General features: G+C 71.6%; 24 protein-coding genes. 8 read left to right on the top strand and 16 right to left on the bottom strand.

All coding sequences use genetic code 11. From position 1 onward, the window contains the following. Positions 1–38 precede the first annotated feature (38 nt). Positions 39–1,190 carry a serine hydrolase domain-containing protein gene (locus AQI70_RS03610; protein ID WP_062143945.1) on the bottom strand — a complete coding sequence of 384 codons (1,152 nt, stop codon included), beginning with the start codon at positions 1,188–1,190 and terminating at the stop codon, positions 39–41. After that, the gene (locus tag AQI70_RS03605; RefSeq protein WP_062143943.1) at positions 1,187–3,748 is read right to left on the bottom strand and encodes a M14 family zinc carboxypeptidase; all 2,562 of its coding nucleotides are present in this window, start codon (positions 3,746–3,748) and stop codon (positions 1,187–1,189) included. The genes AQI70_RS03610 and AQI70_RS03605 overlap by 4 nt, the downstream gene beginning before the upstream one ends. A 175-nt stretch (positions 3,749–3,923) precedes the next feature. Here AQI70_RS03605 and AQI70_RS03600 point away from each other — a divergent pair, with 175 nt between their 5' ends. Further along, complete coding sequence (locus tag AQI70_RS03600) at positions 3,924–4,787, top strand: hypothetical protein (RefSeq protein WP_062143940.1); 864 nt, start codon at positions 3,924–3,926, stop codon at positions 4,785–4,787. 54 nt (positions 4,788–4,841) lie between these two features. Continuing rightward, positions 4,842–5,636 (top strand): EI24 domain-containing protein, encoded by a 795-nt coding sequence (locus AQI70_RS03595; protein ID WP_062143937.1) that lies wholly within the window; start codon positions 4,842–4,844, stop codon positions 5,634–5,636. Here the strand turns inward: AQI70_RS03595 and AQI70_RS03590 are convergent. Next, positions 5,626–6,882: a pyroglutamyl-peptidase I gene (locus tag AQI70_RS03590; protein ID WP_062143935.1), complete on the bottom strand. Its 1,257-nt coding sequence runs from the start codon at positions 6,880–6,882 to the stop codon at positions 5,626–5,628. The two genes, AQI70_RS03595 and AQI70_RS03590, sit on opposite strands and share 11 nt — an antisense overlap. 74 nt (positions 6,883–6,956) lie before the next feature. Then, positions 6,957–7,904: a LysR family transcriptional regulator gene (locus AQI70_RS03585; RefSeq protein ID WP_079051157.1), complete on the bottom strand. Its 948-nt coding sequence runs from the start codon at positions 7,902–7,904 to the stop codon at positions 6,957–6,959. A gap of 48 nt (positions 7,905–7,952) precedes the next feature. Between AQI70_RS03585 and AQI70_RS03580 the strand changes: the two genes are divergently transcribed. Next, entirely contained in the window at positions 7,953–8,363 is a 411-nt protein-coding gene (locus AQI70_RS03580) for a RidA family protein (RefSeq protein WP_062143932.1), read from the top strand. On the opposite strand, the gene AQI70_RS03575 is transcribed toward AQI70_RS03580, so the two are convergent. Beyond that, positions 8,326–8,916 (bottom strand): TetR/AcrR family transcriptional regulator, encoded by a 591-nt coding sequence (locus AQI70_RS03575; RefSeq protein WP_062143929.1) that lies wholly within the window; start codon positions 8,914–8,916, stop codon positions 8,326–8,328. The two genes, AQI70_RS03580 and AQI70_RS03575, sit on opposite strands and share 38 nt — an antisense overlap. A gap of 102 nt (positions 8,917–9,018) precedes the next feature. Between AQI70_RS03575 and AQI70_RS03570 the strand changes: the two genes are divergently transcribed. Continuing rightward, positions 9,019–11,460 (top strand): glycoside hydrolase family 3 protein, encoded by a 2,442-nt coding sequence (locus tag AQI70_RS03570; RefSeq protein ID WP_062143926.1) that lies wholly within the window; start codon positions 9,019–9,021, stop codon positions 11,458–11,460. Between the two features lie 75 nt (positions 11,461–11,535). On the opposite strand, the gene AQI70_RS03565 is transcribed toward AQI70_RS03570, so the two are convergent. Both AQI70_RS03565 and AQI70_RS03560 read right to left on the bottom strand, forming a co-directional pair. Further along, positions 11,536–12,513 carry an aldose epimerase family protein gene (locus AQI70_RS03565; RefSeq protein WP_062143923.1) on the bottom strand — a complete coding sequence of 326 codons (978 nt, stop codon included), beginning with the start codon at positions 12,511–12,513 and terminating at the stop codon, positions 11,536–11,538. A gap of 10 nt (positions 12,514–12,523) precedes the next feature. After that, complete coding sequence (locus AQI70_RS03560) at positions 12,524–13,414, bottom strand: SGNH/GDSL hydrolase family protein (protein WP_062143919.1); 891 nt, start codon at positions 13,412–13,414, stop codon at positions 12,524–12,526. Between the two features lie 255 nt (positions 13,415–13,669). On the opposite strand from AQI70_RS03560, the gene AQI70_RS03555 reads away from it, so the two are divergent. Beyond that, positions 13,670–14,164, top strand: a complete 495-nt coding sequence (locus AQI70_RS03555; RefSeq protein WP_037889224.1) for a DUF3145 domain-containing protein — start codon at positions 13,670–13,672, stop codon at positions 14,162–14,164. An 82-nt stretch (positions 14,165–14,246) separates the two neighbouring features. Here AQI70_RS03555 and fabF read toward each other — a convergent pair whose 3' ends face one another. From fabF to AQI70_RS03530, 5 genes are all read right to left on the bottom strand, one after another. Further along, positions 14,247–15,518 (bottom strand): beta-ketoacyl-ACP synthase II, encoded by a 1,272-nt coding sequence (fabF, locus tag AQI70_RS03550; protein ID WP_062143916.1) that lies wholly within the window; start codon positions 15,516–15,518, stop codon positions 14,247–14,249. Positions 15,519–15,605: 87 nt separating this feature from the next. Further along, complete coding sequence (locus AQI70_RS03545; RefSeq protein ID WP_004001566.1) at positions 15,606–15,854, bottom strand: acyl carrier protein; 249 nt, start codon at positions 15,852–15,854, stop codon at positions 15,606–15,608. Positions 15,855–15,954: 100 nt separating this feature from the next. Then, a complete protein-coding gene (locus AQI70_RS03540) occupies positions 15,955–16,956 on the bottom strand; it encodes a ketoacyl-ACP synthase III (RefSeq protein WP_062143913.1) in 1,002 nt (333 codons plus the stop codon). A 16-nt stretch (positions 16,957–16,972) separates the two neighbouring features. Next, a complete protein-coding gene (locus AQI70_RS03535; protein ID WP_062143910.1) occupies positions 16,973–17,920 on the bottom strand; it encodes an ACP S-malonyltransferase in 948 nt (315 codons plus the stop codon). Positions 17,921–18,009: 89 nt separating this feature from the next. Continuing rightward, on the bottom strand, positions 18,010–19,215 hold the full coding sequence (locus AQI70_RS03530) for a PucR family transcriptional regulator (RefSeq protein WP_062143907.1): 1,206 nt from the start codon (positions 19,213–19,215) through the stop codon (positions 18,010–18,012). Between the two features lie 387 nt (positions 19,216–19,602). On the opposite strand from AQI70_RS03530, the gene AQI70_RS03525 reads away from it, so the two are divergent. Then, entirely contained in the window at positions 19,603–20,274 is a 672-nt protein-coding gene (locus AQI70_RS03525) for a pirin family protein (protein WP_107116896.1), read from the top strand. A gap of 61 nt (positions 20,275–20,335) precedes the next feature. Here AQI70_RS03525 and AQI70_RS03520 read toward each other — a convergent pair whose 3' ends face one another. Continuing rightward, positions 20,336–21,157, bottom strand: a complete 822-nt coding sequence (locus AQI70_RS03520) for a serine hydrolase domain-containing protein (protein ID WP_062143905.1) — start codon at positions 21,155–21,157, stop codon at positions 20,336–20,338. Between the two features lie 174 nt (positions 21,158–21,331). On the opposite strand from AQI70_RS03520, the gene AQI70_RS03515 reads away from it, so the two are divergent. Both AQI70_RS03515 and AQI70_RS03510 read left to right on the top strand, forming a co-directional pair. Further along, on the top strand, positions 21,332–21,859 hold the full coding sequence (locus AQI70_RS03515) for a MerR family transcriptional regulator (RefSeq protein WP_062143903.1): 528 nt from the start codon (positions 21,332–21,334) through the stop codon (positions 21,857–21,859). After that, positions 21,856–22,869, top strand: a complete 1,014-nt coding sequence (locus AQI70_RS03510) for an aldo/keto reductase (RefSeq protein WP_062143900.1) — start codon at positions 21,856–21,858, stop codon at positions 22,867–22,869. The genes AQI70_RS03515 and AQI70_RS03510 overlap by 4 nt, the downstream gene beginning before the upstream one ends. Positions 22,870–22,934: 65 nt before the next feature. On the opposite strand, the gene AQI70_RS03505 is transcribed toward AQI70_RS03510, so the two are convergent. The 3 genes from AQI70_RS03505 to AQI70_RS03495 form a co-directional block, all read right to left on the bottom strand. Beyond that, complete coding sequence (locus tag AQI70_RS03505; RefSeq protein ID WP_062145036.1) at positions 22,935–23,795, bottom strand: DUF4429 domain-containing protein; 861 nt, start codon at positions 23,793–23,795, stop codon at positions 22,935–22,937. Between the two features lie 57 nt (positions 23,796–23,852). Then, positions 23,853–25,070, bottom strand: coding sequence for an alpha/beta hydrolase (locus AQI70_RS03500; protein ID WP_062143897.1), 1,218 nt, complete (start codon positions 25,068–25,070; stop codon positions 23,853–23,855). A gap of 93 nt (positions 25,071–25,163) precedes the next feature. After that, complete coding sequence (locus AQI70_RS03495; RefSeq protein WP_062143894.1) at positions 25,164–25,790, bottom strand: TetR family transcriptional regulator; 627 nt, start codon at positions 25,788–25,790, stop codon at positions 25,164–25,166. Positions 25,791–25,808 lie beyond the last annotated feature (18 nt).

Genomic DNA, 25,808 nt, shown 5'->3' with positions numbered 1-25,808 from the left:
AGGCCGCACCCTTGGACGTGGGGTGCGGCCTCGTCCTGTCAGCCGGCCAGTGCCGCCGAGTGCACCGCCTTCACCAGCCGCTCGTTCTCCGGCGCCGCCCCGCCCGGGAAGGCGCAGCGGCGGCGGGTGTAGCCGTACGCCAGGCCGCTGCGGGGATCCGCGAACGCCTGGGAGCCGCCTGCCCCGCTGTGGCCGAAGGCGCCCGCGCCCAGGAACGGGTACCAGCAGTCGGCGACCGCCTGGAAGCCGAGGCCGAACGACTTGTGGGTTCGGGCCACCAGGTCGTAACCGATCGAATGGATCTGCCCGACCTCGGCGATCGTGTCCGGCTTCAGCAGCGGTGGCCGCCCGTCCACCTCGCTGATCGCCGCCGCGTACATCCCGGCGAGCCCGCGCGCGGCCGCGACCCCGCCCGCCGACGCGGGCCCCTTCGCGCGCACCGTCCGGGAGTTGGCGTGGTCCACCAGGTCGCCCGGCCTTGGCACATGGGTGTTGAAGGCGATCGACGCCAGGGTGTGCGGTCCCTTCGGCACCGAGTCCAGGACCGCCTGCTGCTCCGGCGTCGGAGCCATCGGCAGCACGGAACGGAACCGGGGCTCCAGCACCTCGGGCAGCCCCAGGTAGAAGTCCAGGCCGTACGGCGCCCGCACCCGCTCCTCGTACACCTCCTGGAGCGTGCGGCCCGTGGCCCGGCGTACGACCTCGCCGGTGAGCGCGCCGATGACGAGCGCGTGGTAGCCGAAGGCCGTGCCCGGGCGCCAGAACGGCCGCTGGTCCGCGAGCCGCTCGGCGATCGCCTGGTCGTCGGCCAGCTCCTCCTCGGTGAAACCGGCGTCCAGGCCGACCAGCCCGGCCCGGTGCGCCAGCAGATCGCGCAGGGTCAGTCCGCCCTTGCCCTCGGCGCCGAACTCCGGCCAGTAGTACGTCACCTTGCGGTCCAGCTCCAGCGTGCCGTCCTGCACGAGGAGCGCGACCACGAGGTGGGCGGCGCCCTTGGTGGAGGAGAACACGCCGTAGAGGGAGTCGGCGTCGCAGCCGTCACCGGCCCACAGGTCGACGACCTTCCGGCCGTGCACGTACGCGCACAACTGGCCCTCGTAGCCGGCCGGTTCGCCTGCCACGAAAGCGGCGAACTCCTCGCGCACCGTCTCGAAGCCGTCCGCGACGGTGCCGTGGATCTTCTGCGTCATCCGCTCTCCTCATCTGAGCCGCTTGCCCGGGCCATGGCGAACAACGCCCGCCCGACCTGGGCGAATTCCCCCTTGGGATGATCCCGGAAGAGGGGCTCGGTGCCGAACAGGACGGCTCCCGGGCCGCTGACCACGGCCGCCTGCCCCGCCGCGTCCGCCGGTCCGCCGGAGCCGTCCTCCGACGGCCGCCAGTGCCCGGACACGAGCGGGTTCCCGGTCGCGTACGACTGCTCCACCCGGACCCCCGGGCCGAGGTCGGTGAACCATACGGGCGCGTACACGAAGCCGTGGTCCGGAGCGCCGGTCATCAGGGCGCTGCGCGAGTTGCGCACGCGCACCACGCCGTTGGCGTCGCCGTTGCCCTCGACCGGCTTGGCGGCCAGCAGCCCGGCCGCCGAGTTGAGCGCGGCGCCGGTGGCACCGCGGCCGACGAGGCCGTGGTTGTCGAGGAAGGCGTCGAGGGCGGTGCGGGCGGCGGCGTTCAGGTCGTCGTGGTCCAGCCCCGCCGAGACGAACAGCGCATCCACCGACGACCAGTCGAACCCCGCGTTCAGTACGGCCGTCGAGACCGGCGTGACCTCGAAGTTCATCTCCCGCAGCGCGAACAGCTCACCCGGCGTGACGGCCGCGGCGACCCGGGTGCGGTGCACCGGGGTGGTGCCGGTGAGTTTCGTGGAGCGGAAGGCCACGTCGTACGCGCGGGCGGCGTCCGCGGCCCGGCGGCGTGCGGAGCCCGGCACGATCGCGCTGCCGTCGGCGGCGAGGCGTGCCTCGACGCCCTTGCGCAGGAGCGAGTTGAGGGCGGCGATCTCGTTCGGGTCGTCGAGCCGCAGCCGGAGGTCACCGCGTGGGGCGACGTACGCGACCGGTGCCGCCGCCCGGACGGGGCGCAGGACGCCGTACGGCACACCCGGCAGGGTCTCGACCGTGGCGCCCCACAGCCGGCCGAGGCTCCAGCCGGAGATGTCGTACATCACCGAGACCTTGTCGCTGATGTCCCGCCCGTCCGCGAGGAGCGCGTTCGCGAGGCCGCGCTTGGGCTGGTGCATGTCGACGACGTAGGAGCCCTTGGCGTACGACCTCCCGCCGAGCCGGAAGGCGTGCGCCGCGCGCGTGACCCGGATGTCGTTGGCCAGGAGGTGGTCCACCAGACGGGCGGCGGCGGTGCCTGCGGCGGGGATGACGTAGGCGCGGGGGAAGGCGGTCGTGTAGACGTCCTCGGGGCCGATGCCGGGGACGCCAGGGACGGTCGCCGAGGACACCGGCACCTGTGCGGCGCCGGCGGCTCCGCGCCGGAAGACCTCGATCTGGTCGGCGAGCAGCGAAGCGCGCCTGGACCGTACGAAGTCGAGGGTGGCGCGCAGGGTCGCCCCGGCGATGTCGACGTTGATCGCGGAGCGGCGGCGCAGCTCGGTGACCGGCAGGGTGTCGTAGGCGGTGTTGTTCACCTGCATCGGGATCTCGATGGTGTGCGCGGCGACCGTGCCGTGGAAGGCCGCGTACTGCGGGGTGAAGACCGGCGGCCAGTCGTCCCAGCCCTCCTCCTGGTCCCGGAAGGGGATCTGCACGGGCTCGACGCCGTCCTTCCCGGGCGTGTAGCCGAGGCCGTTGACGGCGGCCTCCATGCCGAGGGCGTTGGCGTAGGTGTTCTTCAGGAAGAGGTCGTACTCGTAGTTCTCGCCGTGCGGGGGAGTGGTGGGCTCGATGAGCGTGCCGTTGACGTAGCCGTGCAGGTCGAGCATGACGGCCGGCTGCTTGGCGGTCATGATCTGCCGCATCGCCCGCACCTCGGGCTGCGAGGCGGTGACGAAGTCCCGGTTCATGTCGAAGCCGCCCGCGTTGGCGCGGGTTCCGGCGATACGGCCGTCCGGGTTCGCGGTGATGTTGAAGTAGAGGCGGGAGTGCGCGAGGAGGTCGCGGGTCCGGGCGTCCCCTGCGGTCGCCAGCCGCTCGATGAGCTTCAGGGAGGCGTCGGTGCCCTCCCACTCGTTGCCGTGGATGTTGCTGTTGAAGAAGACGGGCGTCTTGTAGGTCTTCTTGATCTCGGGGGACTTGGCGGCGAGGGCGGGCGCGTTCTCGATGAGCTCGCGCATGCGGGACTGGGCCCGGGCCTGGCGGGCCGTCTCCGGGGCGGTGACGGTGACGAGGTACAGCCGGTGCCCGCCGGCCGACCGGCCCGCGACCTCGACGCTCACCCGGTCGCCGAGGGCCTGGAGGGCGTTCAGCTTCGGCGCGATGGCGTGGTACGGGGTGAGGCCGAGCTTGATGGACTTGTCGGCCGGGTTCTCGGGGTCGGGGGTGAGGACCTGTCGCCGGGGGTAGCCGCGGCTGTCGTCGGCGATCGCCCCGGAGGCGGTCGTCCCGGTGGGTTCGAGGGCCCGCTGGGCGGCGCTCGCCGGCGTCCGCGCCGCGTGCTGGTCGAGCGCGGCCTCGCGGTGGACCGGGGGCCCCGGTTCCGCGGCGGCGATGGGCGGGGTGAGGAGCAGGGACCCCGCCGTGGTGAGGGTCAGGGCGGTGAGCAGTACGGGTCTTGCAGGAACGGTTCTCGTGGTGCGCACGCGTACCTCCTCGGAACTTCCTGAGATCGGTACGGCGAGGTGTACCTGTTCGACTCAACGGCAACAAGAGGGAGTTGGTGTCACGGATACCCCGGACGGCCCCTGCCGGGGCGGGCAAAGGGGGCATGCTGAGGGCTCCGGGTGTGTGTCGACGACGACAAAGGGGCGAGAGCTCATGGCGACGATCCCTTCGCTCCCCAGCAGGGACGACGTACTGCGCATGGCACGCAGCACGACGGACATCACCGGCCAACTCCTGGAAACGGCCGGAAACCTGACCCGCATCGCGATCAACACCTTCGACCCCAGGGACGGTTCGGGGGCCGAGGTGCTGCGCGTGCTGCGGCGGACCACCGCCGAACTGGCCGAGGCCAGCGCCTCGCCGCAGGCCCAGGAGGCCTTCTACCGCATCGTCGAGACCCTCACCCGCCTCGGCACCAGCGGGGCGCCCCTCGCGGTCCACCCGGTGAGCGAACCGGCGCAGGCCCTGCTGACCGCCCTGGGCGAGAGCCTGCTGCCGGTGCTGGACGCCGTCGAGCCGGCGGTCGAGGAGTTCGCGGCGGCGCTCGGCGAGCTGGTGGAGGCGACGTCACCGCTGCTGCCGGCGACGGCCGGGGTGGCCGCGGGCGCCCTGCTCGCCGTGACGCCGCTGCTCCGCTCGGCGGCGGACGTCCTGCGCGAGTCGTCCCCCGAACTCAGCCGCATCGCCGACGCCTTGACGGCCGCGCTCGCGCCCCTGATGCCGCTCCAGGTGGCCCTCGCCGAACGCACCGCCGCCGCCGGCGCGAACGTCGTCCGAGCCGCCCTCCCGCCCCTGGCCGACCTCACGGAGGCCGCGGCGGCGACCACCAAGGCGGCCCGGCCGGTACTGATCGCCGGGGAGGAGTTGCTGGTCTCCGCCCTGGAACAGGTCCAGCCCCTCCTCCTCGCCGGCGCGGCCCGGACCGGGCGGGTGGCCAGGGCGGTGGCGGTACGGGTCTCGGCGGCGGTGTCGCCGGCGGCGGAGCAGGGGGTCGTGGTGGCGGTTTCACCGGCCTGATCAGCACCACCCCTGGCGGCCCGCCGGCCACGGCCCGCTCGGTAGAGTTCGCCCATGCGTGATCTCGGGGTCGGTTTCGGATATCTCCTCAAGGGCCAGCGATGGGTGGCCCGGCACGGCAAGCAGTACGGGTTCGGGTTGGTCCCGGGTCTGATCACCCTGGTGCTCTACGCGGCCGCGCTGGTCGCGCTCGCGCTCTGGGGCCAGGACTTCGTGGCGTGGTCGACGCCGTTCGCGGACGACTGGTCGAGCCCCTGGCAGGGCCTCTTCCGCGGCTTCCTCACCGCCGTCCTGTTCGCCCTCGGCCTGCTGCTCTCCGTCATCACCTTCACCGCGGTCACCCTGCTGATCGGCCAGCCCTTCTACGAGAACCTCTCCGAGAAGGTCGACCGGGACGTCTCCCCGGACGGCACCGCCCCCGAGTCCGGCCTGCCGCTCTGGCGCGAGCTGTGGATCTCGGGCCGCGACAGCCTGCGCATCGTAGTGCGCGCCGCGCTCTGGGGCGTGCTGCTCTTCGCCCTGGGCTTCATCCCGGTCGTCGGCCAGACGGCCGTACCGGTGATCGGCTTCTTCGTCACCGGCTTCTTCCTCACCGAGGAGCTCACGGCCGTCGCCCTCCAGCGCCGCCGCGTCGAACTCCGCGACCGCCTCGCCATGCTCCGCTCCCGCAAGAGGCTCGTCTGGGGCTTCGGCACGCCGCTCGCCGTGGCCTTCCTGGTGCCGTTCGTCGCGGTGTTCCTGATGCCGGGGGCGGTCGCCGGGGCCACGCTCATGGTGCGGGAACTGCTCGGTGAGGAGACCCGGGAGGAAGCGGCGAGCGCCCCCGACTCGGAGTCCGTCAGCTGGTGACCGGGCTGTCGGCCGCCACCTTCAGGATCGTCCGGACCTGGGCGATGATGTCGAGCCGGTTGCGGACGAACTCGGGGTCCGTCACCGACCCCGTCGCCGGATCCGTGTTGCCCGCCCCGAACTGCAGCACCGGCGTGTGCACATGCCCGCCCGGCAGCACGTCGTGCAGCCCCAGCCGGTCCCGCAGCAGCGTCGCCCGGTAGGCGATCTCGTTGGAGAGGTAGTTCCCGCCGCCCCCGGCCCGCGCGGTCGAGCCGGGCGTCGGCCCGTCCGCCCGTACGACGGACTCCGTGCCTCCCGCCGGGATCTCGGTCACGCTCGTGTTGTCGTAGACCGGGAAACGGCCGGTGTTCGCGGCGACGATCTCCCGGTACGGCAGCGTCGTCGTCGTCCACTGCGGCTGCGAGGCCGGATCGGCGACCGGGACGGTCTCGGTGCGGGAGACGTTCTCGTTGTCCGGGAAGCCGCCCCGCCAGGCCCCGTTGGTGCGCTCGATGTCGAACCGCCCGACGCGCCCCTGGCTCACGGTCGTGAAGAGATCGGCCTTCTTCAGATACGGCCGCAGCGTCCGCTCCACCGTCCCCTCCGCGAAGTCCTGCCAGCGCACCGGGAACACCGCGGTCTCCACCCGCGCCGGCCCCTTCGCCGTCTCGATCACCGTGCCGTCGAGGGCGAGCGCGGTGGCCCCGGACGGGTTGGAGATACGGATGTCGCGGTCGAGGGTGAAGGGGTCGAAGCCGGTGACCAGGATCCGCCTCATTCCCTCGCCGTGCGGATGGCGGAGGTCGGTCTGGCCGCGCGAGGTCCGCTCCAGCGTGTCGAGCAGCGCGGCCCGTTGGGCGCCGCTCAGCCCGAACTCCGGCTCCCAGGTGCGCACGTCCCGCGTCATCGAAAGCCGCGCCCAGTACAGCGGCCGGTCGTCGTCCCGGCTCAGGTCACCGCCGGCCGGCCCCCGCCCCTGCGCCCGGTCCACGGCCCTGCGCCACAGCGCCGATCCCTCGCGTACGACGACCCGGCGGGCCTGCGCGTAGGAGTGCGCGGCGGTGAGGTCGCGGGCGAACTCCGTTGTCGCGGCCTCGAATCCGGAGCGGCGCAGGATCTCCTGGGGGACCGTCTTGTCGAGGCGCTGTTCCTCGACGGTCGGCGCGGCTGCCGACTCGGCCGCGGTGGCCCCGGTGGTGGGGGCCGAGAGGCCGGCCAGCAGGGTGGCTGCGAGGACGCCGATCCGAACGCGTATGGAATTCAAGGGAGTTTTGGTCCTTCCGTCACGGTGGGGGAGCGTGGTGCGGGACGCCGGAAGTATCGCGTGACGTGAGTGGTCTACGCCATGGTGCGGGGCGGCACCTTCGCCGCCGCCTCCCTCAGCGCCCCGAGGAACGCCTCCACCGCCGGTGTCAGCGACCGCCCCCGTACCGTCGCCGCGTACACCGCCCTCGCCGGGCCGCCCTCGTCGCGCACCGGCACCAGCCGGACGTCGGGGCGTACCGACGCGGCGGCCAGCGCCGGGACCAGGGCGACGCCGAGGCCGGCCGCGACGTACCCCTGCTTCGCCGTCCACTCGCCGACGACATGCGCGACACGCGGCCGGAAGCCCTGCCGCAGGGCCGCGTCGAGGAGGGTGCCCTCGGGGCGGGAGCTGCCGGAGATCCAGTCCTCGTCGGCGAGTCGGCCCAGCCGTACGGGCCCCTCCAGGCCCGCGAGGGGGTGCGCGGCAGGCACGGCGACGTACAGGGACTCGTCGAGGAGGTGGTGGAGTTCGTACGTCTCCAGCGGGGCGCGGCCCGTGGTCGACACGACGGCCAGGTCGAGGTGGCCGGCCGTGAGGCGGTCCAGAAGCACCGGGGTGAAGCCTTCCTCGCGTGTCACATGGACGCGGGGGTGGCGGGCCCGGAAGGCGGCCAGCGCGTGGGGCACCAGTCCGGCGTCGGCCGTGGCGAAGGCGCCGAACCGCAGCCGTCCGCCCGTGACCTCGCGCAGGGCGGTGAGTTCGCGCACGGCGTCGTGGAGCGACTCGGCCACGGCCTCGGCGTGCGGCACGAGGATCCGTCCGGCCTCGGTGAGCCGCACGCCGCGCGGGAGCCGGTCGAACAGCGGGGCACCACCCAACGCGCCTTCCAGCGTGGCGATCTGGCGGGAGACCGCCGACTGCGTCCACCCGAGGGTCCGGGCGGCGCCGGTGAAGGAGCCGTGCCGGGCGACCTCCAGGAACGCCCTCAGCCACACGGTGGACACCTCGGGGAACTCATGCTGGTTCGGCATGTCAGCCATGCTGGACATTCGCTTGTCGCATCTCAAGTGCCCGCCTAGCGTCGAGGCATGCAGATCACCCTCGACAACCCCGCCTCCGCGCCCCAGCCGCTCAGCCCGTACTACTCCCAGGTCGCCCGCGTCGAACACGCCGACGGCAGCGCCCTGTTGTTCCTGTCCGGGCAGATCGCCGAGGGTGCCACGGTCGCCGAGCAGACCCGCGGCATCTTCGAGACGATCGCCGCCCTGCTGAAGGCCCACGGCGCGTCCCTGGCGGACGTCATCAACATCCGCACCTGCCTCACCGACATCGGCACGCTGCACGAATACGGCGCCGTACGGCGGCAGTTCCTCACCGGCACCCCGCCCACCAGCATGACCTTCGAGGTGCCGAGGCTCTTCCGGCCGGAGGCGCTGGTGGAGGTCGAGGTGGTCGCCGCGGTCAGGCCGGGTGCTGGCGGTTCTCGCCCAGCAGTGTGAGGAAGTCCCGGAACGCGCCGGGCATGTCCACCGACTCCGGGTCCAGGAGCCACTGGTACTGCAGACCGTCCATGATCGCGACGAGCAGGGGAGCCGCCCGCTCCGGGGTGAGGCCGCTGGGCAGGCGCTCGCCGTACTCGGTGCGCAGGACCTCCGCCAGGTTCGAGCGGACCCGCGTGTACCGCTCGGTGAAGTACTCGCGCGCCGGATGTCCCTCGGTCACGCTCTCGCCGAGCAGCGCCGAGAAGGTCTGGATGATGGCGGGCCGCATCGCGTTGTACTCGACGATCGAAGCGATCAGCTCGACGCGCAGCCGGGTGTTGGGCATCGCGTCCCACCGGTCCCGGTCCTCCAGTACCGCGACGAGCAGCGCGTCCTTGGTCGGGAAGTAGTGCAGCAGCCCCTGCTGGGTGAGCCCGACGCGTTCCGCGACCGCGGCCAGGCTCGCGCCCCGGTAGCCGCGCTCGGCGATCACCTCCAGGGCGGCCTGCACGATCTCCGCGCGGCGTTCCTCGCTCCTGACCCTCGCGTTCATGGCGTCACCGTACGGCATGGCCGTAGAAGCAACATAACAGCAGGATAACGAAACCTACCGACCTACAGGTACCGCGGGCAGGATGGAGGCACAGCCCGGACTCAACGAGGAGGCACCGCGATGGCGGGAACCCGCACCCAGGCCGACGAAGCACGCGAGGCGGTCGTCGAGGCCGCGCTCGCCCGGCTGGACCTCGACGCGAAGGCGCGGCTGCTCTCCGGCCAGGACATGTGGACCCTGCCCGCGCTCCCCGGCATCGGCCTGAAGTCCCTCGTCATGTCCGACGGCCCGATCGGCGTCCGGGGCGTGCGCTGGACCGCCGACGACCCGTCCGTCGCGCTGCCCTCGCCCACCGCCCTCGCCGCCACCTGGGACCCCGGACTCGCCCGCCGCGCGGGGGTGCTGCTCGCCCAGGAGTCCCGCCGCAAGGGCGTCCACGTGCTGCTCGCACCCACGGTCAATCTCCACCGCTCGCCCCTCGGCGGACGCCACTTCGAGGCGTACAGCGAGGACCCGTACCTGACGGGGACGATCGGCGCCGGATATGTCACCGGCGTCCAGTCCGGCGGCGTCGGCACCACCGTCAAGCACTTCGTCGCCAACGACGCCGAGACCGACCGCTTCACCGTGAACAACACCGTGAGCGAGCGCGCCCTGCGCGAGCTGTACCTGGCGCCCTTCGAGACCATCGTCGAGAACGCCCACCCCTGGGGCATCATGACGGCCTACAACACGGTCAACGGCACGACGATGACCGAGCACCACCACCTCGTGAACGAGGTCCTGCGCGGCGAATGGGGCTTCGACGGCTGCAACGTCTCCGACTGGCTGGCCGCCCGGTCGACCGTCGGCGCGATCGAGGGCGGCCTCGACGTCGCCATGCCGGGCCCGCAGACGGTGTACGGCCCGGCCCTCGCCCAGGCCGTACGGGACGGCGAGGTGGCCGAGGCCAAGGTCGACGACGCCGTCCGCAACGTCCTGCGGCTCGCCGCCCGCGTCGGGATCCTGGCGGGCGCCGAGCCCGTCGTCACCGAGCTCCCCGAGGCCGTCGACGGCAGCGCGCTGGCCCGCGAGATCGCCCGCCGCTCCTTCGTCCTGGTCCGCAACCAAGGCGGCGCCCTCCCGCTGCGGCCGAACGGCACGGTCGCGCTCATCGGCGCCGCCGCCCGCGACGCCCGGGTCCTCGGCGGCGGCTCCGCCACCGTCTTCCCCGCCCGGATCGTCTCCCCCCTCGACGGCCTCACCGCCGCCCTCCCCGAAGGCACCCTCACCTACGCCGTCGGCGCCGACCCGAACACCGAACTCTCCGTTTTCGACCCGCGGTTCGAGCTGCGCGCCGTGTGCCGGGACGCCGACGGCGACGTCATCGGCTCCGACTCCGCGCCGGGCGGCCAGCTCAAGTGGATGGGGCCGTCGGCCCTGCCCGACGGCGTCACCTGCGCGCGGCTGCACACCGTCGAGCTGACCGGCACGTTCACCCCGCGCGAGAGCGGCTCGCACACCTTCGGCATCCAGGGCTTCGGCACCTTCAGGCTCACCGTCGGCGGCACGACGTACTTCGACGAGGTCCAGGTCCCCTCTAAGGACGACCCCTTCATCACCTTCTTCGGCGCGCCCGTGCCCCGGGCCCGGGTCGAACTCACCGCCGGCGAACCGGTCGACGTCTCCCTCACCCACGTCGTCGAGGTCCCCGAGGACTCCCCGATGCCGTCGATCATCTTCGCCCTCGCCCACCAGGGGCCGCAGCGCGACCCCGACGAGCTGATCGCCGAGGCCGTCGAGGCCGCCCGCAGCGCCGACACGGCCGTCGTCGTGGTCGCCACCACCGAGCGCGTCGAGTCCGAGGGCTTCGACCGCACGGACCTGACGCTCCCCGGCCGCCAGGACGACCTGGTCCGCGCCGTCGCCGCCGCCAACCCCCGCACCGTCGTGGTCGTCAACTCCGGCTCCCCGGTGGAGCTGCCGTGGCGCGAGGACGTCGCCGCCGTGTTGCTCAGCTGGTTCCCCGGCCAGGAGGGCGGCGCGGCCCTCGCGGACGTCCTCACCGGCGTGCACGAACCGGGCGGCCGGCTGCCCACCACCTGGGGCTCCCTGGCCGACGCCCCCGTCACCCGGGTCGTCCCCGCGGACGGCGAACTCCCCTACACCGAGGACGTCTTCATCGGCTACCGCGCCTGGGAGAAGCAGGGCCGGGTCCCGTCCTACCCCTTCGGCCACGGCCTCGGCTACACCGACTGGACGTACGAGTCCGCCGAGGTCGAGGGAACGACGGTCACGGTCCGCGTCCGCAACTCCGGCGAGCGCGCCGGGCGCGAGGTCGTGCAGGTCTATCTGGCGCCGGCCGAGCCCGACGCCGAGCGCCCGGCGCGGTGGCTGGCCGGTTTCGCGGGCGTGGCGGCGGGGCCCGGGGAGACGGCCGAGGCCGTGGTCGAACTCCCGCGGCGGGCCTTCGAGACATGGGACGAGAAGACCAATGCGTGGACCTTTGTGAAGGGTTCGTACGAGATCCAGGTGAGTCACTCGATCGCCGACCGCCGCCTGACCGCGACGGTTAACGTCTGATCCGGGAGAAGTACCCAGGAACAGCCCCGGTCCAGGAACCCTGACACCTGGACCGGGGCTCGGGTGCGCGGTGCCTCAGCGCACCGAGAAGCCGTACACCGTCTCCGACCGGAACACCTCGCCCGGCCGCAGCACCGTGCTCGGGAACTCCGGCTGGTTCGGGGAGTCCGGGAAGTGCTGGGTCTCCAGCGCGATGCCGTGCCCCGGAGCGAACGGCTCGCTCAGATGGTCGGCGGTGTAGAGCTGGAGGCCGGGCTCGGTGGTCGCCACCGTCAGCGTCCGCCCGGTCGACGGGTCGTACAGCTCGGCGGCCTCCTCCGCGCTCGCCGTCACTCCCTTGTCGAGCACGAAGTTGTGGTCGTACCCGGCGCCGACCTTCCGGGCCGCACGGAAGTCGAAGCGCGTCCCCGCGACCTCGTCCAGCGAGCCGGTCGGAATCAGCTCCGCGTCGACCGGGGTGAACCGGGAAGCGGCGAGCCGCAGTTCATGACCACCCGCGTCGCCGGACCCCGCTCCGGCGAGGTTGAAGTAGCTGTGGTTGGTCAGGTTCACCACGGTCGGCGCGTCCGTCACCGCCTCGTACGCGATCCGCAGCGCACCGTCGGCCTCCAGCGTGTACGTCGCCGACACCTCCAGCCGCCCCGGGAAGCCCTCCTCGCCGTCCGGGCTGACCCGGTTCAGGCGCACCCCGTGCTCGACCGGCGACCCCTCCCACACGCGCTTGTCGAAACCGTGCTCGCCGCCGTGCAGGGAGCTGGGCGCGTTGTTGGGGGCGAGCGGGTACGTCCGGCCGTCCAGCGAGAAGCGGCCGCCCGCGATCCGGTTGGCGTACCGTCCTATGAGGGCGCCGAAGTAGGGCCACGGGTGGGACAGATAACCGTCCAGGCCGGCGAACCCGAGCACCACGTTCGCGGCGCTTCCGTCCCGGTCCGGCACCTCCAGCGACTGCACGATCCCGCCGTACGACAGGACCCGTACCCGGACGCCCGCCCGCTCCAGGGTCCAGCGGTGGACGTGGGTGCCGTCGGAAAGTGTGCCGAAGTGTTCGCTCATGAGCGGAACACTAGTTCGTGACCGTCCGGTAGGCGATCTCCGCCAATCGCGCCTGACCGTCCACACTCGGGTGGAACCAGTCCCACTGGCTCAGCTGGGCGGTGCCGAAGCGGTAGTCGTACACCGCGCCGTCGTCGAACCGGCACCGGCGGTCCTTCTCACAGACCTCCTCCAGCACCCTGTTGTACGCCTCGACCCGCTCCTGCACCGTCGCGCGCCGCTGGTTCGCCGCCGTGGTGAGGGAGTCGGGATCGCTCAGCATCGAGGGGCAGATGCCGAGCCCCCACACCTGCTTGCTCATCGGGTTGGTACGGCTCTGCTCCCACAGCCGCATCAGATTGGGCACACTCGCCACATACACCTGGGCCTTCGGCAGGGCGTCCCGCAGCGTGCCCATCGCCTCCTCGAACTGCGTCCGGAAGTCGGCCACCGGCGTCATCGCGTCGGTCGTCTCCCGGCAGGCGTCGTTCGCCCCCGCCATCACCGTCACCAGCTCCGGCCTGCGCGCCACCGCCCGGTCCAGCTGCCCGGCCACGTCCGCCATCCGCGCCCCCGTCACGGCGTAGTTCCAGCTGCTCCGGGCCGCCTTCGCCTTCCCCAACAGCCGTACGGCGAGACTGTCGACCTGCGGACTGCTGCCCGTCGCCCACGAGACCTCGGGGCAGTCCTGCAGGACCGTACAGGCGTCGAAGCCGGTCGTGATGGAGTCACCCACGGCCGCGATCGAGGCGGGGCTGCGGTCCCAGGCCGGGGTCGGCTTCGGAGACGGCCGCGCACTCTGCGCCCCGGTGCCGGACGGGCCCGGGGAGTCGCCGCCGACGGCGTCACAGCCGGCGACGCCCAGGACGGCCGCGGTCACGGCGGCGAAGACAGCGCGTGCGACGTGCCGTCGCTTCCGCATACCTGGCCCATCCCCTCGTTCGGCTCCGTCATGGTTGTCAACCAATAACAACGCACAAGGGTTCCCACCCGGCTCATGCAACGGCTCACACCCGTACAAGCGTCCTGCCGGGTGAATGGCGGACGTTTCGCGGCACCGGGACCGACCGTACGTCACACTCCTTGCGCCGCCGCACGGTAGCCTCGCCATCAACGTGGCTGCCCGGCCACTGCCGTCCGCCAGTTCGCAAGATGTCCGCTCTGCCCGGAGGTCCCGGTGACGACACGTGGAGTTCTGTACGTGCACTCCGCGCCGCGCGCGCTGTGCCCGCACGTCGAGTGGGCCGTCGCCGGCGTGCTCGGCACCCGCGTCAACCTCGACTGGATCCGGCAGCCGGCCGCGCCCGGCACCTGGCGCTCGGAGTTCTCCTGGCAGGGCGAGCCGGGCACGGCCTCCAAGCTGGCGTCGGCCCTGCGCGGCTGGCACCTCCTGCGCTTCGAGGTCACGGCCGAGCCCTGCCCCACAGCCGAGGGCGAGCGCTACAGCTGCACCCCCGACCTGGGCATCTTCCACGCGGTCACCGGCATCCACGGCGACATCCTGATCCCCGAGGACCGGCTACGCGCGGCACTCCAGCGCTCCCAGCGTGGCGAGACCGACCTGGAGGCGGAGATCGCCAAGCTCCTGGGCAAGCCGTGGGACGACGAGTTGGAGCCCTTCAGGTACGCGGGCGAGGGCGCCCCGGTCCGCTGGCTGCACCAGGTGGTGTGATCGCCGCCCAGCCGCTTCTGCGCACGCAGCACAAAGGGCCCCCACCAGCTGGTGGGGGCCCTTCGCGTCGTACGAATCAGTCTCAAACGGTCCGGAACGCCAGCACCACGTTGTGCCCACCGAACCCGAACGAGTCGTTGAGCGCGGCGATCCGGCCCTCGACCGGCAGCTTCCGCGCCTCGTCGCGAACGACGTCCGCGTTCGCCTCGGCCTCGGGGTCGAGGTTCTCGACGTTGATGGTCGGCGGCGCCACCCGGTGGTACAGCGCGAGCACGGTCGCCACCGTCTCCACGCCACCGGCGCCACCCAGCAGATGGCCCGTCATCGACTTGGTGGCCGACACGGCCATGTGGTCGGCGTCGTCACCGAACACCTTCCGCAGCGCCTTCAGCTCGGCGATGTCACCGGCCGGCGTCGACGTCGCGTGCGCGTTGACGTGCACGATCTCCGCCGGGTCCAGGTCGGTGCGCTCCAGCAGGTTCTGCAGCGCGTGCGAGATACCGCGGCCCTCGGGCTCCGGCTGCACGATGTCGTGGCTGTCGGCGGAGATGCCCTGGCCGACCGCCTCGGCGTACACCCGGGCACCGCGCTTCGCGGCGTGCTCGGCGGACTCCAGGACGATGACACCGGCACCCTCGCCGAGGACGAAGCCGTCACGGGCCACGTCGTAGGGACGCGACGCGCCCTGCGGGTCGTCGTTGTTCTTGGACATCGCCATCATGTTGCCGAACGCGGCGATCGGCAGCGGATGGATCGCCGCCTCCGTGCCACCGGCGACCACGATGTCGGCGCGGCCGGTACGGATCATCTCGATGGCGTAGCCGATGGCCTCGGCACCCGACGCGCAGGCGGAGACCGGCGTGTGCACGCCCGCGCGGGCGCCCACGGCCAGGCCCACGTTGGCGGAGGGGCTGTTCGGCATCAGCATCGGGACGGTGTGCGGGGAGACGCGGCGAACGCCCTTGTCCTTGAGCACGTCGTACTGGTCGAGCAGGGTCGTCACGCCACCGATGCCGGAGGCGATGACCGCACCGAGCCGGTCCGGGTCGACAGTGGTGTCCTCACCGGCCTTCGCCTCGAAGCCGGCGTCCTTCCATGCCTCCTGCGCGGCGATCAGCGCGAACTGCGCCGAGCGGTCCAGGCGGCGGGCCTGCGGCCGCGGGATGACCTCGGTCGGCTCCACGGCGATCGAGGCGGCGATACGGACCGCCTGCTCGGCGGCCCACTCCTGCTCCAGGGGCCTGACACCGGAACGTCCGGCGAGCAGGCCCTCCCAGGTAGAGGCTGCGTCGCCACCCAGCGGTGTGGTTGCGCCGATACCGGTGACGACCACGGTGCGATTGGTCGAGCTCACGGGAATTCTTTCTCCAACGGATACGAGGATTCGTACGGCGCCACCGCCGGGTGGCGGGGCAGTCAGCCCTCAGGCCTGATCGGCGGATCAGCCCTGGTGCTTGAGGATGTAGTCGGTCGCGTCGCCGACGGTCTTGAGGTTCTTGACGTCCTCGTCGGGGATCTTGACGTCGAAGCGCTCCTCGGCGGCGACGACGACCTCGACCATGGACAGCGAGTCGACGTCCAGGTCGTCGGTGAAGGACTTGTCCAGCTGGACGTCCTCAACCGGGATGCCGGCGATCTCGTTCACGATGTCGGCGAGACCGGCGACGATCTCTTCCTGAGTGGCGGCCATGTTGGCGCTCCTTCGTGTTATTCAGAGGGTGTGGCGCCCGCCGCGGCAGCGGCAGGTGTTGCAGTTCCCGCCCCGGATCGCATGATCCGGCACGGAGTGCCTAGGGGAGAGTAACGACCGTCGCGGCGTACACGAGACCCGCCCCGAATCCGATGACGAGCGCGGTGTCGCCGCTCTTCGCCTCGCCGGTCGCCAGGAGCCGCTCCATCGCGAGCGGGATCGAGGCGGCCGAGGTGTTGCCGGTGGTGCGCACGTCGCGGGCGACCGTGACATGCTCCGGCAGCTTCAGAGTCTTCACCATCGAGTCGATGATCCGCTCGTTGGCCTGGTGCGGAATGAAGACGTCCAGGTCGTCCGGGGTGATCCCGGCCGCGTCCAGCGCCTGCTGGGCGACCTTCGCCATCTCGAACACGGCCCAGCGGAACACCGCCTGGCCCTCCTGCGTGATCGCAGGGAACTTGTCGACCTCGCCGACGCGGTAGTCCGTCCACGGCACGGTCTGCTTGATCGTCTCGGACTTGTCGCCCTCGGAGCCCCAGACCGTGGGGCCGATGGCCGGCTCCTTGGACGGGCCCACGACGACCGCGCCGGCGCCGTCGCCGAACAGGAAGGCCGTCGCCCGGTCCTCCAGGTCGGTGAGGTCGCTCAGCCGCTCGACGCCGATGACGAGGACGTACTCGGCGGAACCCTCGACGATCATGCCCTTGGCGAGGGTGAGGCCGTAGCCGAAGCCCGCGCAGCCGGCCGAGATGTCGAAGGCGGCGGCCTTGTTCGTGCCGAGCTTGTCGGCGATCTCGGTGGCGACGGCCGGGGTCTGCTTGAAGTGCGAGACGGTCGAGACGATCACGCCGCCGATCTGCTCGGCGGAGATCCCGGCGTCGGCGATCGCCTTGCCGGACGCCTCGATCGACATCGCGGCGACGGTCTCCTCGTCGTTCGCCCAGTGCCGCGTCTCGATGCCGGAGCGCGAACGGATCCACTCGTCGGACGAGTCGATCTTCTCCAGGATCACCTCGTTGGGCACCACCCGGGTCGGGCGGTAGCCGCCGACACCGAGGATGCGCGCGTACGGGGCGCCCTTGCTGGGCTTCAGCTTCGGCATGCTCTGGCGCTCCTTGTCAGGCACTGTGCTCTGCGATGAGCTCGCGAGCCGCGTCGAGGTCGTCGGGGGTCTTGAGCGCGAGGGTCTGCACGCCCGGCAGCGCGCGCTTGGCGAGACCGGTCAGCGTGCCGCCGGGGCACACCTCGATCAGCGCGGTGACGCCGAGCTCCTTGAACGTCTCCATGCACAGGTCCCAGCGGACCGGGTTGGCGACCTGCCCGACCAGCCGCTCCAGCACCTCGGCGCCGGTGGCGACCGCCTTGCCGTCCTTGTTGGAGACGTAGGTGATCGCGGGGTCGGCGGGCACGAGCTCCTTGGCGGCCTCGGCCAGCTTCTCCACCGCGGGGCCCATGTGGTGCGTGTGGAAGGCGCCCGCGACCTTCAGCGGGACGACCTTGCGCACACCCTCGGGCTTGTCCTCGTTGAGCGCGGCGAGCTGCTCCAGCGTGCCCGCGGCCACGATCTGCCCGGCGCCGTTGATGTTCGCCGGAGTCAGGCCCAGCTTCTCCAGGTGCGCGACAGAGACCTCCGGGTCGCCGCCGAGCAGCGCCGACATGCCGGTCTCGGTGATCGCGGCGGCCTCGGCCATGGCCAGGCCCCGCTTGCGTACGAGGGTCAGCGCGGCGGTGTCGTCGAGGACGCCCGCGAAGGCGGCGGCGGTGATCTCACCGACGCTGTGTCCCGCGACGGCGCCCGGCGCGATCTCGGAGCCCGCCGCGTCAGCGGCAAATGTCTCAGTACCGAGTGCCGCGGCGGACAGGATGCCGGCGGCGACGAGGAGCGGCTGCGCCACAGCCGTGTCCCGGATCGCGTCCGCGTCGGCCTGTGTGCCGTAGTGGGCGAGGTCGAGTCCGATGGCGTCCGACCAGGCACCGACACGGTCGGTGGCACCGGGCAGTTCGAGCCAGGGGGTCAGGAAGCCGGGCGTCTGGGCGCCCTGGCCGGGAGCGACGAGTACGAGCACTCTCACACTCTCTCTTGGGGACGGCCACGGCCGCCCGTGAGGACAAGGACGAAGAACGCGAGGGGGTTTTGTGGGCCCCCGACAAAAGCCTAGAGCTGGAGATCGCCGTCGACCAGACGCCCCAGGATCAGCGCGATCCGCAGAGTGAATGCGGAGCGTACATCGGAGGGCGACCATCCGGTGACGTCAGTCACACGTCGAAGCCGGTAGCGCACGGTGTTGGGATGCACGAACAGCATCCGCGCGGCGCCCTCCAGGCTGCTCGCCTGTTCGAGATAGACGGAGAGCGTCTCCAGCAGAGCCGACCCCGCCTCCTCCAGCGGTCTGTAGATCTCCTCCACCAACTGCTCGCGCGCGCTGGGGTCCCCCGCGATGGCGCGCTCGGGAAGCAGATCGTCCGCGAGCACCGGCCGAGGGGCGTCCTGCCAGGCGGAACACGCCTTCAGACCGGCGGCGGCGGCCTGCGCGGACCGCGTGGCGGCCAGCAGGTCCGACACGATGGGCCCCGCCACGACCGGCCCGGCGGCGAAGGGCCCGATCAGCGACTTCGCGACCGCGAGCGGATTGTCACTGCCGCCCGCGATGACGACGAGCCGATCCCCGAGAACCCCGGTGAGCACCTGCAGCTTGGCGTGCCGGGCGGCCCGCCGGATGGCCTCGACGGTCAGCTCGCTGTCCCCGTTGGGCGCGGTCCCGAGCACCACGCACACATGCTCCGGAGAGTTCCACCCGAGCGCGGCGGCCCGTGACACGGCCCCCTCGTCGGCCTCACCGCTCAGCACGGCGTTGACGACGAGCGACTCCAGCCGGGCGTCCCAGGCACCGCGTGCCTCGGCGGCCTGGGCGTAGACCTGGGCGGTGGCGAAGGCGATCTCACGGGCGTACACGAGAAGCGCTTCCCGCAGCACGGCCTCGTCACCGGGGGCCGCGACCTCGTCGATGGCCGACTCCATGACCTCGATGGTCGTGCGCACCATCTCGACGGTCTGCCGCAGCGTGACGGCCCGGGTCAGCTCACGCGGGGCGGTACCGAAGACATCGGTGGAGATGGCCTGAGGGGCGTCGGGATGCCGGAACCACTCGGTGAAGGCGGCGATACCGGCCTGTGCGACGAGACCGATCCAGGAACGGTTCTCCGGTGGCATGGCCCGGTACCACGGCAGAGTCTCGTCCATCCGCGCGATGGCCTGGGCGGCCAGGGAGCCTGAGGACTTCTCGAGCCGCTTCAGGGTCGCGGAGTGCGGGTGGACGTTGTGCGTGGCGGCTTCGGACTTACGGGATTCGGGTTCGGGCACGGGGACAAGACTGCCTTATCGGGACGGGTGCGCGTGCCAGAGGGTGTGTGGTTGGGGCTTGGGGGGGTGTCTTGGCGGTTCGGAGGGCTTGGCGGTTCGGGAGGCTGTCTTGGTGGTTCGGGCGGCTGTCTTGACGGTTCGGTCGGCTGTGCAGTGCTTTCTGTAGGTGGGGTGCCGAATGTTCGGCTCGGTCGCCTTCGGGGCGCCACATGCCGGTGTCGAGAGCCCGATCGTGCTCAGCCCTTCGGGCCTCCGCGCGTTCGGTCTCTCGACACCGGCGCGCCCCTACGGCTCCCTCGCGGCCGGTGTCGTTGGCCCGGTGACCGTTGGTGGGCACTTGCCCGGCGTCTGTGTGGGCTGGTCGGCCGGGCTACCGTGGTGGACGTGATGGATGTACGGCGCGCCGCGGAGCGCTACCCCGGAGGGGATCCGGCAGCGGGCATCGAGTCGCGCCACGCCTTCTCCTTCGGCCCGCACTACGACCCCGACAACCTCCGCTTCGGCGCGATGATCGCCTGCAACGAGGAGCGGCTCGCCCCCGGCGCCGGCTTCGACGAGCACCCCCACAGCCACACCGAGATCGTGACGTGGGTGGTCGAGGGCGAACTGACCCACCGCGACTCCACGGGGCACGAGACCCGGGTCCGCGCCGGGGACGTGCAGCGGCTGAGCTCGGCGGGTGGCGTACGGCACGTGGAGCGCAACGACGCCGACACCCCACTGACCTTCATCCAGACCTGGCTGGCCCCGCTGTCGCCGGGCGGCGACCCGTCGTACGAGATCGTCCACGGCATCGCGGACTCGACGCCGTACGCCGTCCCGGAGGCGGGCGCGATGCTCCATGTGCGCCGCCTGGAGGCGGGGGCGCGGACGGCGGTGCCGGGCGGGGCGTATGTCTACGCCCATGTCGTGCGGGGTGAAGTACGGCTGGGCGCGGAGGAGTTGGGGCAGGGGGACGCGGCGCGGATCACGGACGCGACGGATGTGGAGGCGGTGGGAGGACCGGAGGGGGCGGAGCTGCTGGTCTGGGAGATGGCGGGGCCTTCTCGACCTTCGTGAGGGCTGACTGACCAGCCCGTCCGGCGTTTGAGGACGAGGCCCGTTGGCGCCCCCGCCGACGTCACCCCCGCGACTGCCCGAGCACCGAGTCCGTGAACGCCGGCCACGCCTCGATCGCCCACGGCCCGAACGCCCGGTCGGCCAGCGCGACGCAGGCGACCCCCGCGTCCGGGTCGATCCACAGGAACGTACCCGACTGACCGAAGTGCCCGAAGGTGCGCGGCGAGGACGCGGACCCCGTCCAGTGCGGGGACTTGCCGTCACGGATCTCGAAGCCGAGCCCCCAGTCGTTGGGGTTCTGGTGCCCGTACCCCGGCAGCACACCCTTCGTCCCCGGGTACTGCACGGTCATCGCCTCGGCGACCGTCCGCGGGTCCAGCAGCCGCGGCGCCTGCACCTCCGCCGCGAACCGCAGCAGATCCTCGACCGTCGACACCCCGTCCTTCGCCGGGGAGCCCTCCAGCGACGTGGCCGTCATGCCCAGCGGCTCCAGCACCGCCTGCCGCAGATACTCCGCGAACGGGATGTCCGTCGCCTTGGCGATGTGGTCCCCGAGCTGCTCGAACCCGGCGTTGGAGTACAGCCGCCGCTCCCCGGGCGGGGCCGTCACCCGGTGCTCGTCGAACGCCAGCCCGGAGGTGTGCGCGAGCAGATGCCGGACCGTCGAGCCCGCAGGTCCGGCCGGCTCGTCCAGCTCGACCGCACCCTCCTCGTACGCGACGAGGACGGCGTACGCGGCCAGCGGCTTGGTGACCGAGGCCAGCGGGAAGCGCTGCCCGACGGGGCCGTGGGTGCCCAGGACCGTGCCGTCGGCTCGTACGACACCCGCCGCGGCGGTGGGGACCGGCCAGTTCTCGATCAGTGCGAGGCTCTGCAAGGACATGTCTGTGAGCCTAAGCCGCTCGGCGCTTCAGCATCATCGTGGGGTCGTCATCGTGGGGTCCGGCCGCGGCGTCGGCGCGACCGCGCAGGCCACCCGGCGCTGCGGCCATGTCCCGTGGTTTTCTTACCGTTTCCGCTTGCTTGGAGCGCACTCCAAGGTCATAGCGTGGAGCGCATGACGGTGATGGAGACCACGAGTACCAGGACCGACAGCTGCGCCGCCCCGCCGCACCCGCACCGGCGGCCGGAAGGCCAGGACAGCTACACGATCAGCGAGGTCGTCGCGTTCACCGGTCTGACGGCCCACACCCTGCGCTGGTACGAGCGGATCGGCCTCATGCCGCACATCGGCCGCTCGCACACGGGCCAGCGCCGCTACAGCAACCGCGACCTGGACTGGCTCGACCTCGTCGGCAAGCTGCGGCTGACCGGCATGCCGGTCGCCGACATGGTGCGGTACGCCGAGCTGGTGCGCGAGGGCGACCACACGTTCGGCGAGCGCTTCGAGCTGCTGGAGTCCACCCGCCGCGACGTCCTCGCCCGGATCACCGAGCTGCAGGACACGCTGGCGGTGCTCGACCGGAAGATCAGTTTCTACGCGGACGCGGGCCGTCTGTACGAGCAGGACAAGACGCACGAGCAGCACACGACATACGAGCAGCACACGACATACGAGCAGAAGAAGGCGGAGCAGGCCGGATGACGAACAACAGGATCGCGACGGTACGACTCGGCGCGACGGGCCCCGAGGTGGGCGTCCAGGGCCTCGGCTGCATGGGCATGAGCTTCGCGTACGGCCCCTCGGACGCGGGCGAGTCCAGGGCGACCCTGGAGCGGGCGCTGGAACTGGGCGTCACGCTGTACGACACGGCGGACGCGTACGGCGCGGGCGAGAACGAGAAGTTCCTCTCCCCGTTCTTCAAGGCGCACCGCGACGAGGTCGTCATCGCCACCAAGTTCGCCCTGTCGATCCCGCCGGACGACCCGACGCGCCGGGTCATCCGCAACGACGCGCCGTACATCCGCCAGGCCGTCGAGGCGAGCCTGCGCCGTCTGGACGTCGACGTGATCGACCTCTATTACATGCACCGCCGGGATGTGAACGTCCCCATCGAGGAGACCGTCGGCACGATGGCCGACCTCGTACGCGAGGGCAAGGTCAAGCAGCTGGGCCTGAGCGAGGTGACGGCGGACGAACTGCGCGCCGCGCACACCGTCCACCCCATCGCGGCCGTCCAGTCCGAGTGGTCGCTGTTCAGCCGCGACATCGAGCCGAAGGTGGTCCCCGCGGCCCGCGAGCTGGGCGTGACCCTGGTCCCCTACTCCCCGCTGGGCCGGGGCTTCCTCACGGGCTCCTTCGCCACGGCCGAGGACCTCACGTCCGACGACTTCCGCCGCCGGCAGCCCCGCTTCACCGGCGAGAACGCGGCCGCGAACGCCGCCCTGCTGGCCCCGGTCCGCACGGTCGCCGAGGCCCACGGGGCCTCCCTGGGCCAGATAGCCCTGGCCTGGGTCCAGCAACAGGCCGCGGTGCACGACCTGCCGGTGATCCCGATCCCGGGCACACGCAGGCCGAGCCGGGTGGAGGAGAACGCAGCGGCCACGCGGATCGTGCTGAGCGAGGAGGAGCTGGCCCTGCTGGAGCCGATCGCGGCGCAGGTGGCGGGAGACCGTTACGCGGACATGCGGTTCGCCTCTGCCGGCCGGGAGTAGATGCCGTTGGGGGCGCGACCAGCCACACACGACCCCAGCAGCCGACGCACAGAACCAGGCAGACGCTAGAGCTCCGCCAGCAGCTCCGCCTTCTTCAGCGAGAACTCCTCATCCGTCACCAGCCCCGCCTGGTGCAGCTCCCCGAGGTGGCGGATGCGCTCGGCGATGTCGGCGGGGTCACGCCGCGGTGCCGATGCCGGTACCGCGGCGACCGGCCCGCACTTGCGCACCGCCTCCAGCACGGCGGCGGCGAACGGCAACGACTCGTGCACCGGCCCGTATCCGAGCCCGAACACCACCGCCGCCGGATCCTGATCGGCCTGCGCGGGCTGCTCGTCGCCGAAATCCCGCCTCAGCAACCGCAGATGCCCCTCGAACACCTCCGGCGACCGCCACTCCACGCCGCTCAACTCGGCCACCGGAAAGCTCTGGTCCCCGGCCTTCCACTTCGCCGACGACGCCCCGGTCCAGAACCACCGGAAGTGCACCGTCTTGCCGTCGAAGGACGCCTTGCCGTCGTACGCCTTGAACTGCAACGGCACTTCGGGCGCGGTGACGAGGAACTCCTCGGCCACCCCGGACCGTGTCAACTGTGCCCGCAGCTCGTCGGCGTAGTACTCGGCCAGCGTCTCCTTGTCCGCCGGCAGCACCAGCCGGTACGGATCGCACCCTTCCTTCAGCTGCCCGGCCGCCGCGTCCATCAAAGGATCGGCGCCCGGCCGGGGCTCGACGCGCAGTACCACCGTGCCGCGTCTGCCGGGCGTCAGCGTCACCCCGGCGATCGCGTCCAGCGGAACACGGCGTTCCCCCAGCGCCTGAAAGAGCTTAGGTGTTCGAATCCCCCGTTCGTAACGGATGAGCACGGAGTCGGACTCGAACTCCCAGGCGGCATGAAATCCGGCCAGTACGTCACCCATGCGGCTCATCGTATGCGGCACGTGCTCCTCCGTCGCCACCCCGCGCAGACCGCAATTCCTGCGTCTCTACGCGCGTCCGGCCGACGCCGTGTCGGACAAACCCGCCCGACAGGCCTCGGCATCGTCGGCGCACCGCACCGACTCGTACGCGCCGACCCCGATCTCGGCGAAGTTCAGCACGCTGTCCGTACCCGGCTCGAAATAGCCGCCGTGCCCCTTCGCGTCCCGTGCCGACAGCACCCGCGCCCCGAACACCGCCGACACCGGATCCTCGCCGTGCCCCAGTCCGCCGACCTCCAGATACGGCACGTCCTGCACCCAGTCGTCGGCGTCCCGCATCGCCCACACATGCGCGGACGTACGCAGCTGGGAGGCCTTGGCGACCCGCATTCCGGGGCTTCCGGCCACCGCTATGTCGGCCACCCGCCCCGGCAGCGCGGGCGCGGCCAGCCCGCACAGCACCGAGCCGTAGCTGTGGCAGAAGAGGGAGACCGGCGAGCCGCCGGGCAGGGCCCGCACCAGCGCGTTCAGGCGTACGGCGCCGTTCGCGGCCCGCATCGCCGTCGCCGAGTCGATGCCGAGCCCGTTCGGCGTGGTGTAGTCGGCCCAGGCGATCACGGCCGTACGCGTCGAAGGGCTGACGGCGCGCTCGGCCTCGTACAGGGACTGCGCCATGCCGACCGGTGCCGAGTACTTGCGGCTGGTGCGCTGGAAGGTCAGCAGGTCGGTGTCGACGCCGGGGACGACGACCGAGATCCGCTCGGCCTTGTCCAGGTCGCCGAAGACCTCCGCCGCCCGCCCCGAGCCCTCCGGATCGAAGGCGAGGATGTGCCGGTCCGCCCGCATCATCGACTCGAAGCGATGCATCCGGCGGCCCGCCTCGCGCTGGCCGTCGGGCGTGAGTCTGCTGTCGCGCATGCGCTTGCGCTCGACCTCGCGCGCCTCGTCGAGCGCGATGCGGTTGGCGCGGTAACGCAGTGCGACGGGCGCGCCGTTCATGTTGCCGACCGCGAGCGGATAGCGGTGTACGAGGCTGTCGCGCTGCCGATCGGTGAGCGAGGCGAAGAAACGGGCGAGCCGGGCGGGGGCGGAGTCCACGGCCGGCAGCCGGTGTCCGGCGATGCTGCCGCGCTCCCAGGCGCTGAGCGAGGCCTGCAGTGGCGCGGGGGTCCGGTGGTGGCGCATGGCGGTCCAGCCGGTGGTCGCCAGCATCACGAACACGACGGCCAGCGCGAGCAGAGCGCGCCAGACGTTCAGTTGCGGGGACGTGTCGAAGGAAGTCACTGAAAGGACACACTAGGAGAACGAGAGGGTCTCGCGTTAACCGAGTGACGGGTATCACGTTTCGCTCACATCGGCTTTAACGCGCCGATGACCTCAGCGTGTTCGCCAGCTCTCACTGAGTGCCGGTCCCACCTGTTCGAGATATGAGACGGTCAACGTCCGCATGGCGTCCAGGCTGAAGTCCTCACCGACGCTCCACTGACGCTCCGTCAGCCGCATCACACCGCCGAACACGGCCACCGCCACGCGCGGCCGCGGATCGGCGTCCACGTCGAGCCCCTCGCGTTCGGCGAGCACCCGCGCGATGGACTCCTCGATCTCGGCGGACCTGCGCAGATGGGCGGCGAACAGGACGGGCGTCGACTCGATCACCTGGTACATGCGCAGATACAGCTCTATCGGTACGACGGCCTCGATCACGTCGTTGAGCGTGTCCCAGCCCTCCAGCACGGCCTGGCGCAGCGCCTCCATGGGGGCCTCGTGCGGCGGACGCTCACGCACCGCCGCCACGAAGTGCGCCACCGCCATCTCCTCCAGCGCGAGGGCGGCCTCCTCCTTGCCGGCGAAGTAGCGGAAGAAGGTGCGCTGCGAGACGTCGACCGCCGCGGCGATGTCGTCGACAGTGGTCTGCTCGTAACCCTGGGTGGTGAACAGCTCCAGCGCGGTGCGCAACAGCGCGTCCCGGGTGCGCTGCTTCTTGCGTTCGCGCAGTGTTTCCATAGCTGTCAGTTACCGACT

Source organism: Streptomyces curacoi (assembly GCF_001513975.1).
In the GTDB taxonomy this organism is placed as follows: domain Bacteria; phylum Actinomycetota; class Actinomycetes; order Streptomycetales; family Streptomycetaceae; genus Streptomyces; species Streptomyces curacoi.
This window is presented reverse-complemented; position numbering and strand designations above follow the sequence as displayed.

Excerpts from the sequence above, each read along its gene's own strand:
- AQI70_RS03610 (WP_062143945.1), bottom strand. The coding sequence starts at position 1,190 with ATGACGCAGAAGATCCACGGCACCGTCGCGGACGGCTTCGAGACGGTG.
- AQI70_RS03600 (WP_062143940.1), top strand. The coding sequence starts at position 3,924 with ATGGCGACGATCCCTTCGCTCCCCAGCAGGGACGACGTACTGCGCATG.
- AQI70_RS03595 (WP_062143937.1), top strand. The coding sequence starts at position 4,842 with ATGCGTGATCTCGGGGTCGGTTTCGGATATCTCCTCAAGGGCCAGCGA.
- AQI70_RS03585 (WP_079051157.1), bottom strand. The coding sequence starts at position 7,904 with ATGGCTGACATGCCGAACCAGCATGAGTTCCCCGAGGTGTCCACCGTG.
- AQI70_RS03580 (WP_062143932.1), top strand. The coding sequence starts at position 7,953 with ATGCAGATCACCCTCGACAACCCCGCCTCCGCGCCCCAGCCGCTCAGC.
- AQI70_RS03575 (WP_062143929.1), bottom strand. The coding sequence starts at position 8,916 with ATGCCGTACGGTGACGCCATGAACGCGAGGGTCAGGAGCGAGGAACGC.
- AQI70_RS03570 (WP_062143926.1), top strand. The coding sequence starts at position 9,019 with ATGGCGGGAACCCGCACCCAGGCCGACGAAGCACGCGAGGCGGTCGTC.
- AQI70_RS03565 (WP_062143923.1), bottom strand. The coding sequence starts at position 12,513 with ATGAGCGAACACTTCGGCACACTTTCCGACGGCACCCACGTCCACCGC.
- AQI70_RS03560 (WP_062143919.1), bottom strand. The coding sequence starts at position 13,414 with ATGCGGAAGCGACGGCACGTCGCACGCGCTGTCTTCGCCGCCGTGACC.
- AQI70_RS03545 (WP_004001566.1), bottom strand. The coding sequence starts at position 15,854 with ATGGCCGCCACTCAGGAAGAGATCGTCGCCGGTCTCGCCGACATCGTG.
- AQI70_RS03540 (WP_062143913.1), bottom strand. The coding sequence starts at position 16,956 with ATGCCGAAGCTGAAGCCCAGCAAGGGCGCCCCGTACGCGCGCATCCTC.
- AQI70_RS03525 (WP_107116896.1), top strand. The coding sequence starts at position 19,603 with ATGGATGTACGGCGCGCCGCGGAGCGCTACCCCGGAGGGGATCCGGCA.
- AQI70_RS03520 (WP_062143905.1), bottom strand. The coding sequence starts at position 21,157 with ATGTCCTTGCAGAGCCTCGCACTGATCGAGAACTGGCCGGTCCCCACC.
- AQI70_RS03515 (WP_062143903.1), top strand. The coding sequence starts at position 21,332 with ATGACGGTGATGGAGACCACGAGTACCAGGACCGACAGCTGCGCCGCC.
- AQI70_RS03510 (WP_062143900.1), top strand. The coding sequence starts at position 21,856 with ATGACGAACAACAGGATCGCGACGGTACGACTCGGCGCGACGGGCCCC.
- AQI70_RS03505 (WP_062145036.1), bottom strand. The coding sequence starts at position 23,795 with ATGAGCCGCATGGGTGACGTACTGGCCGGATTTCATGCCGCCTGGGAG.
- AQI70_RS03495 (WP_062143894.1), bottom strand. The coding sequence starts at position 25,790 with ATGGAAACACTGCGCGAACGCAAGAAGCAGCGCACCCGGGACGCGCTG.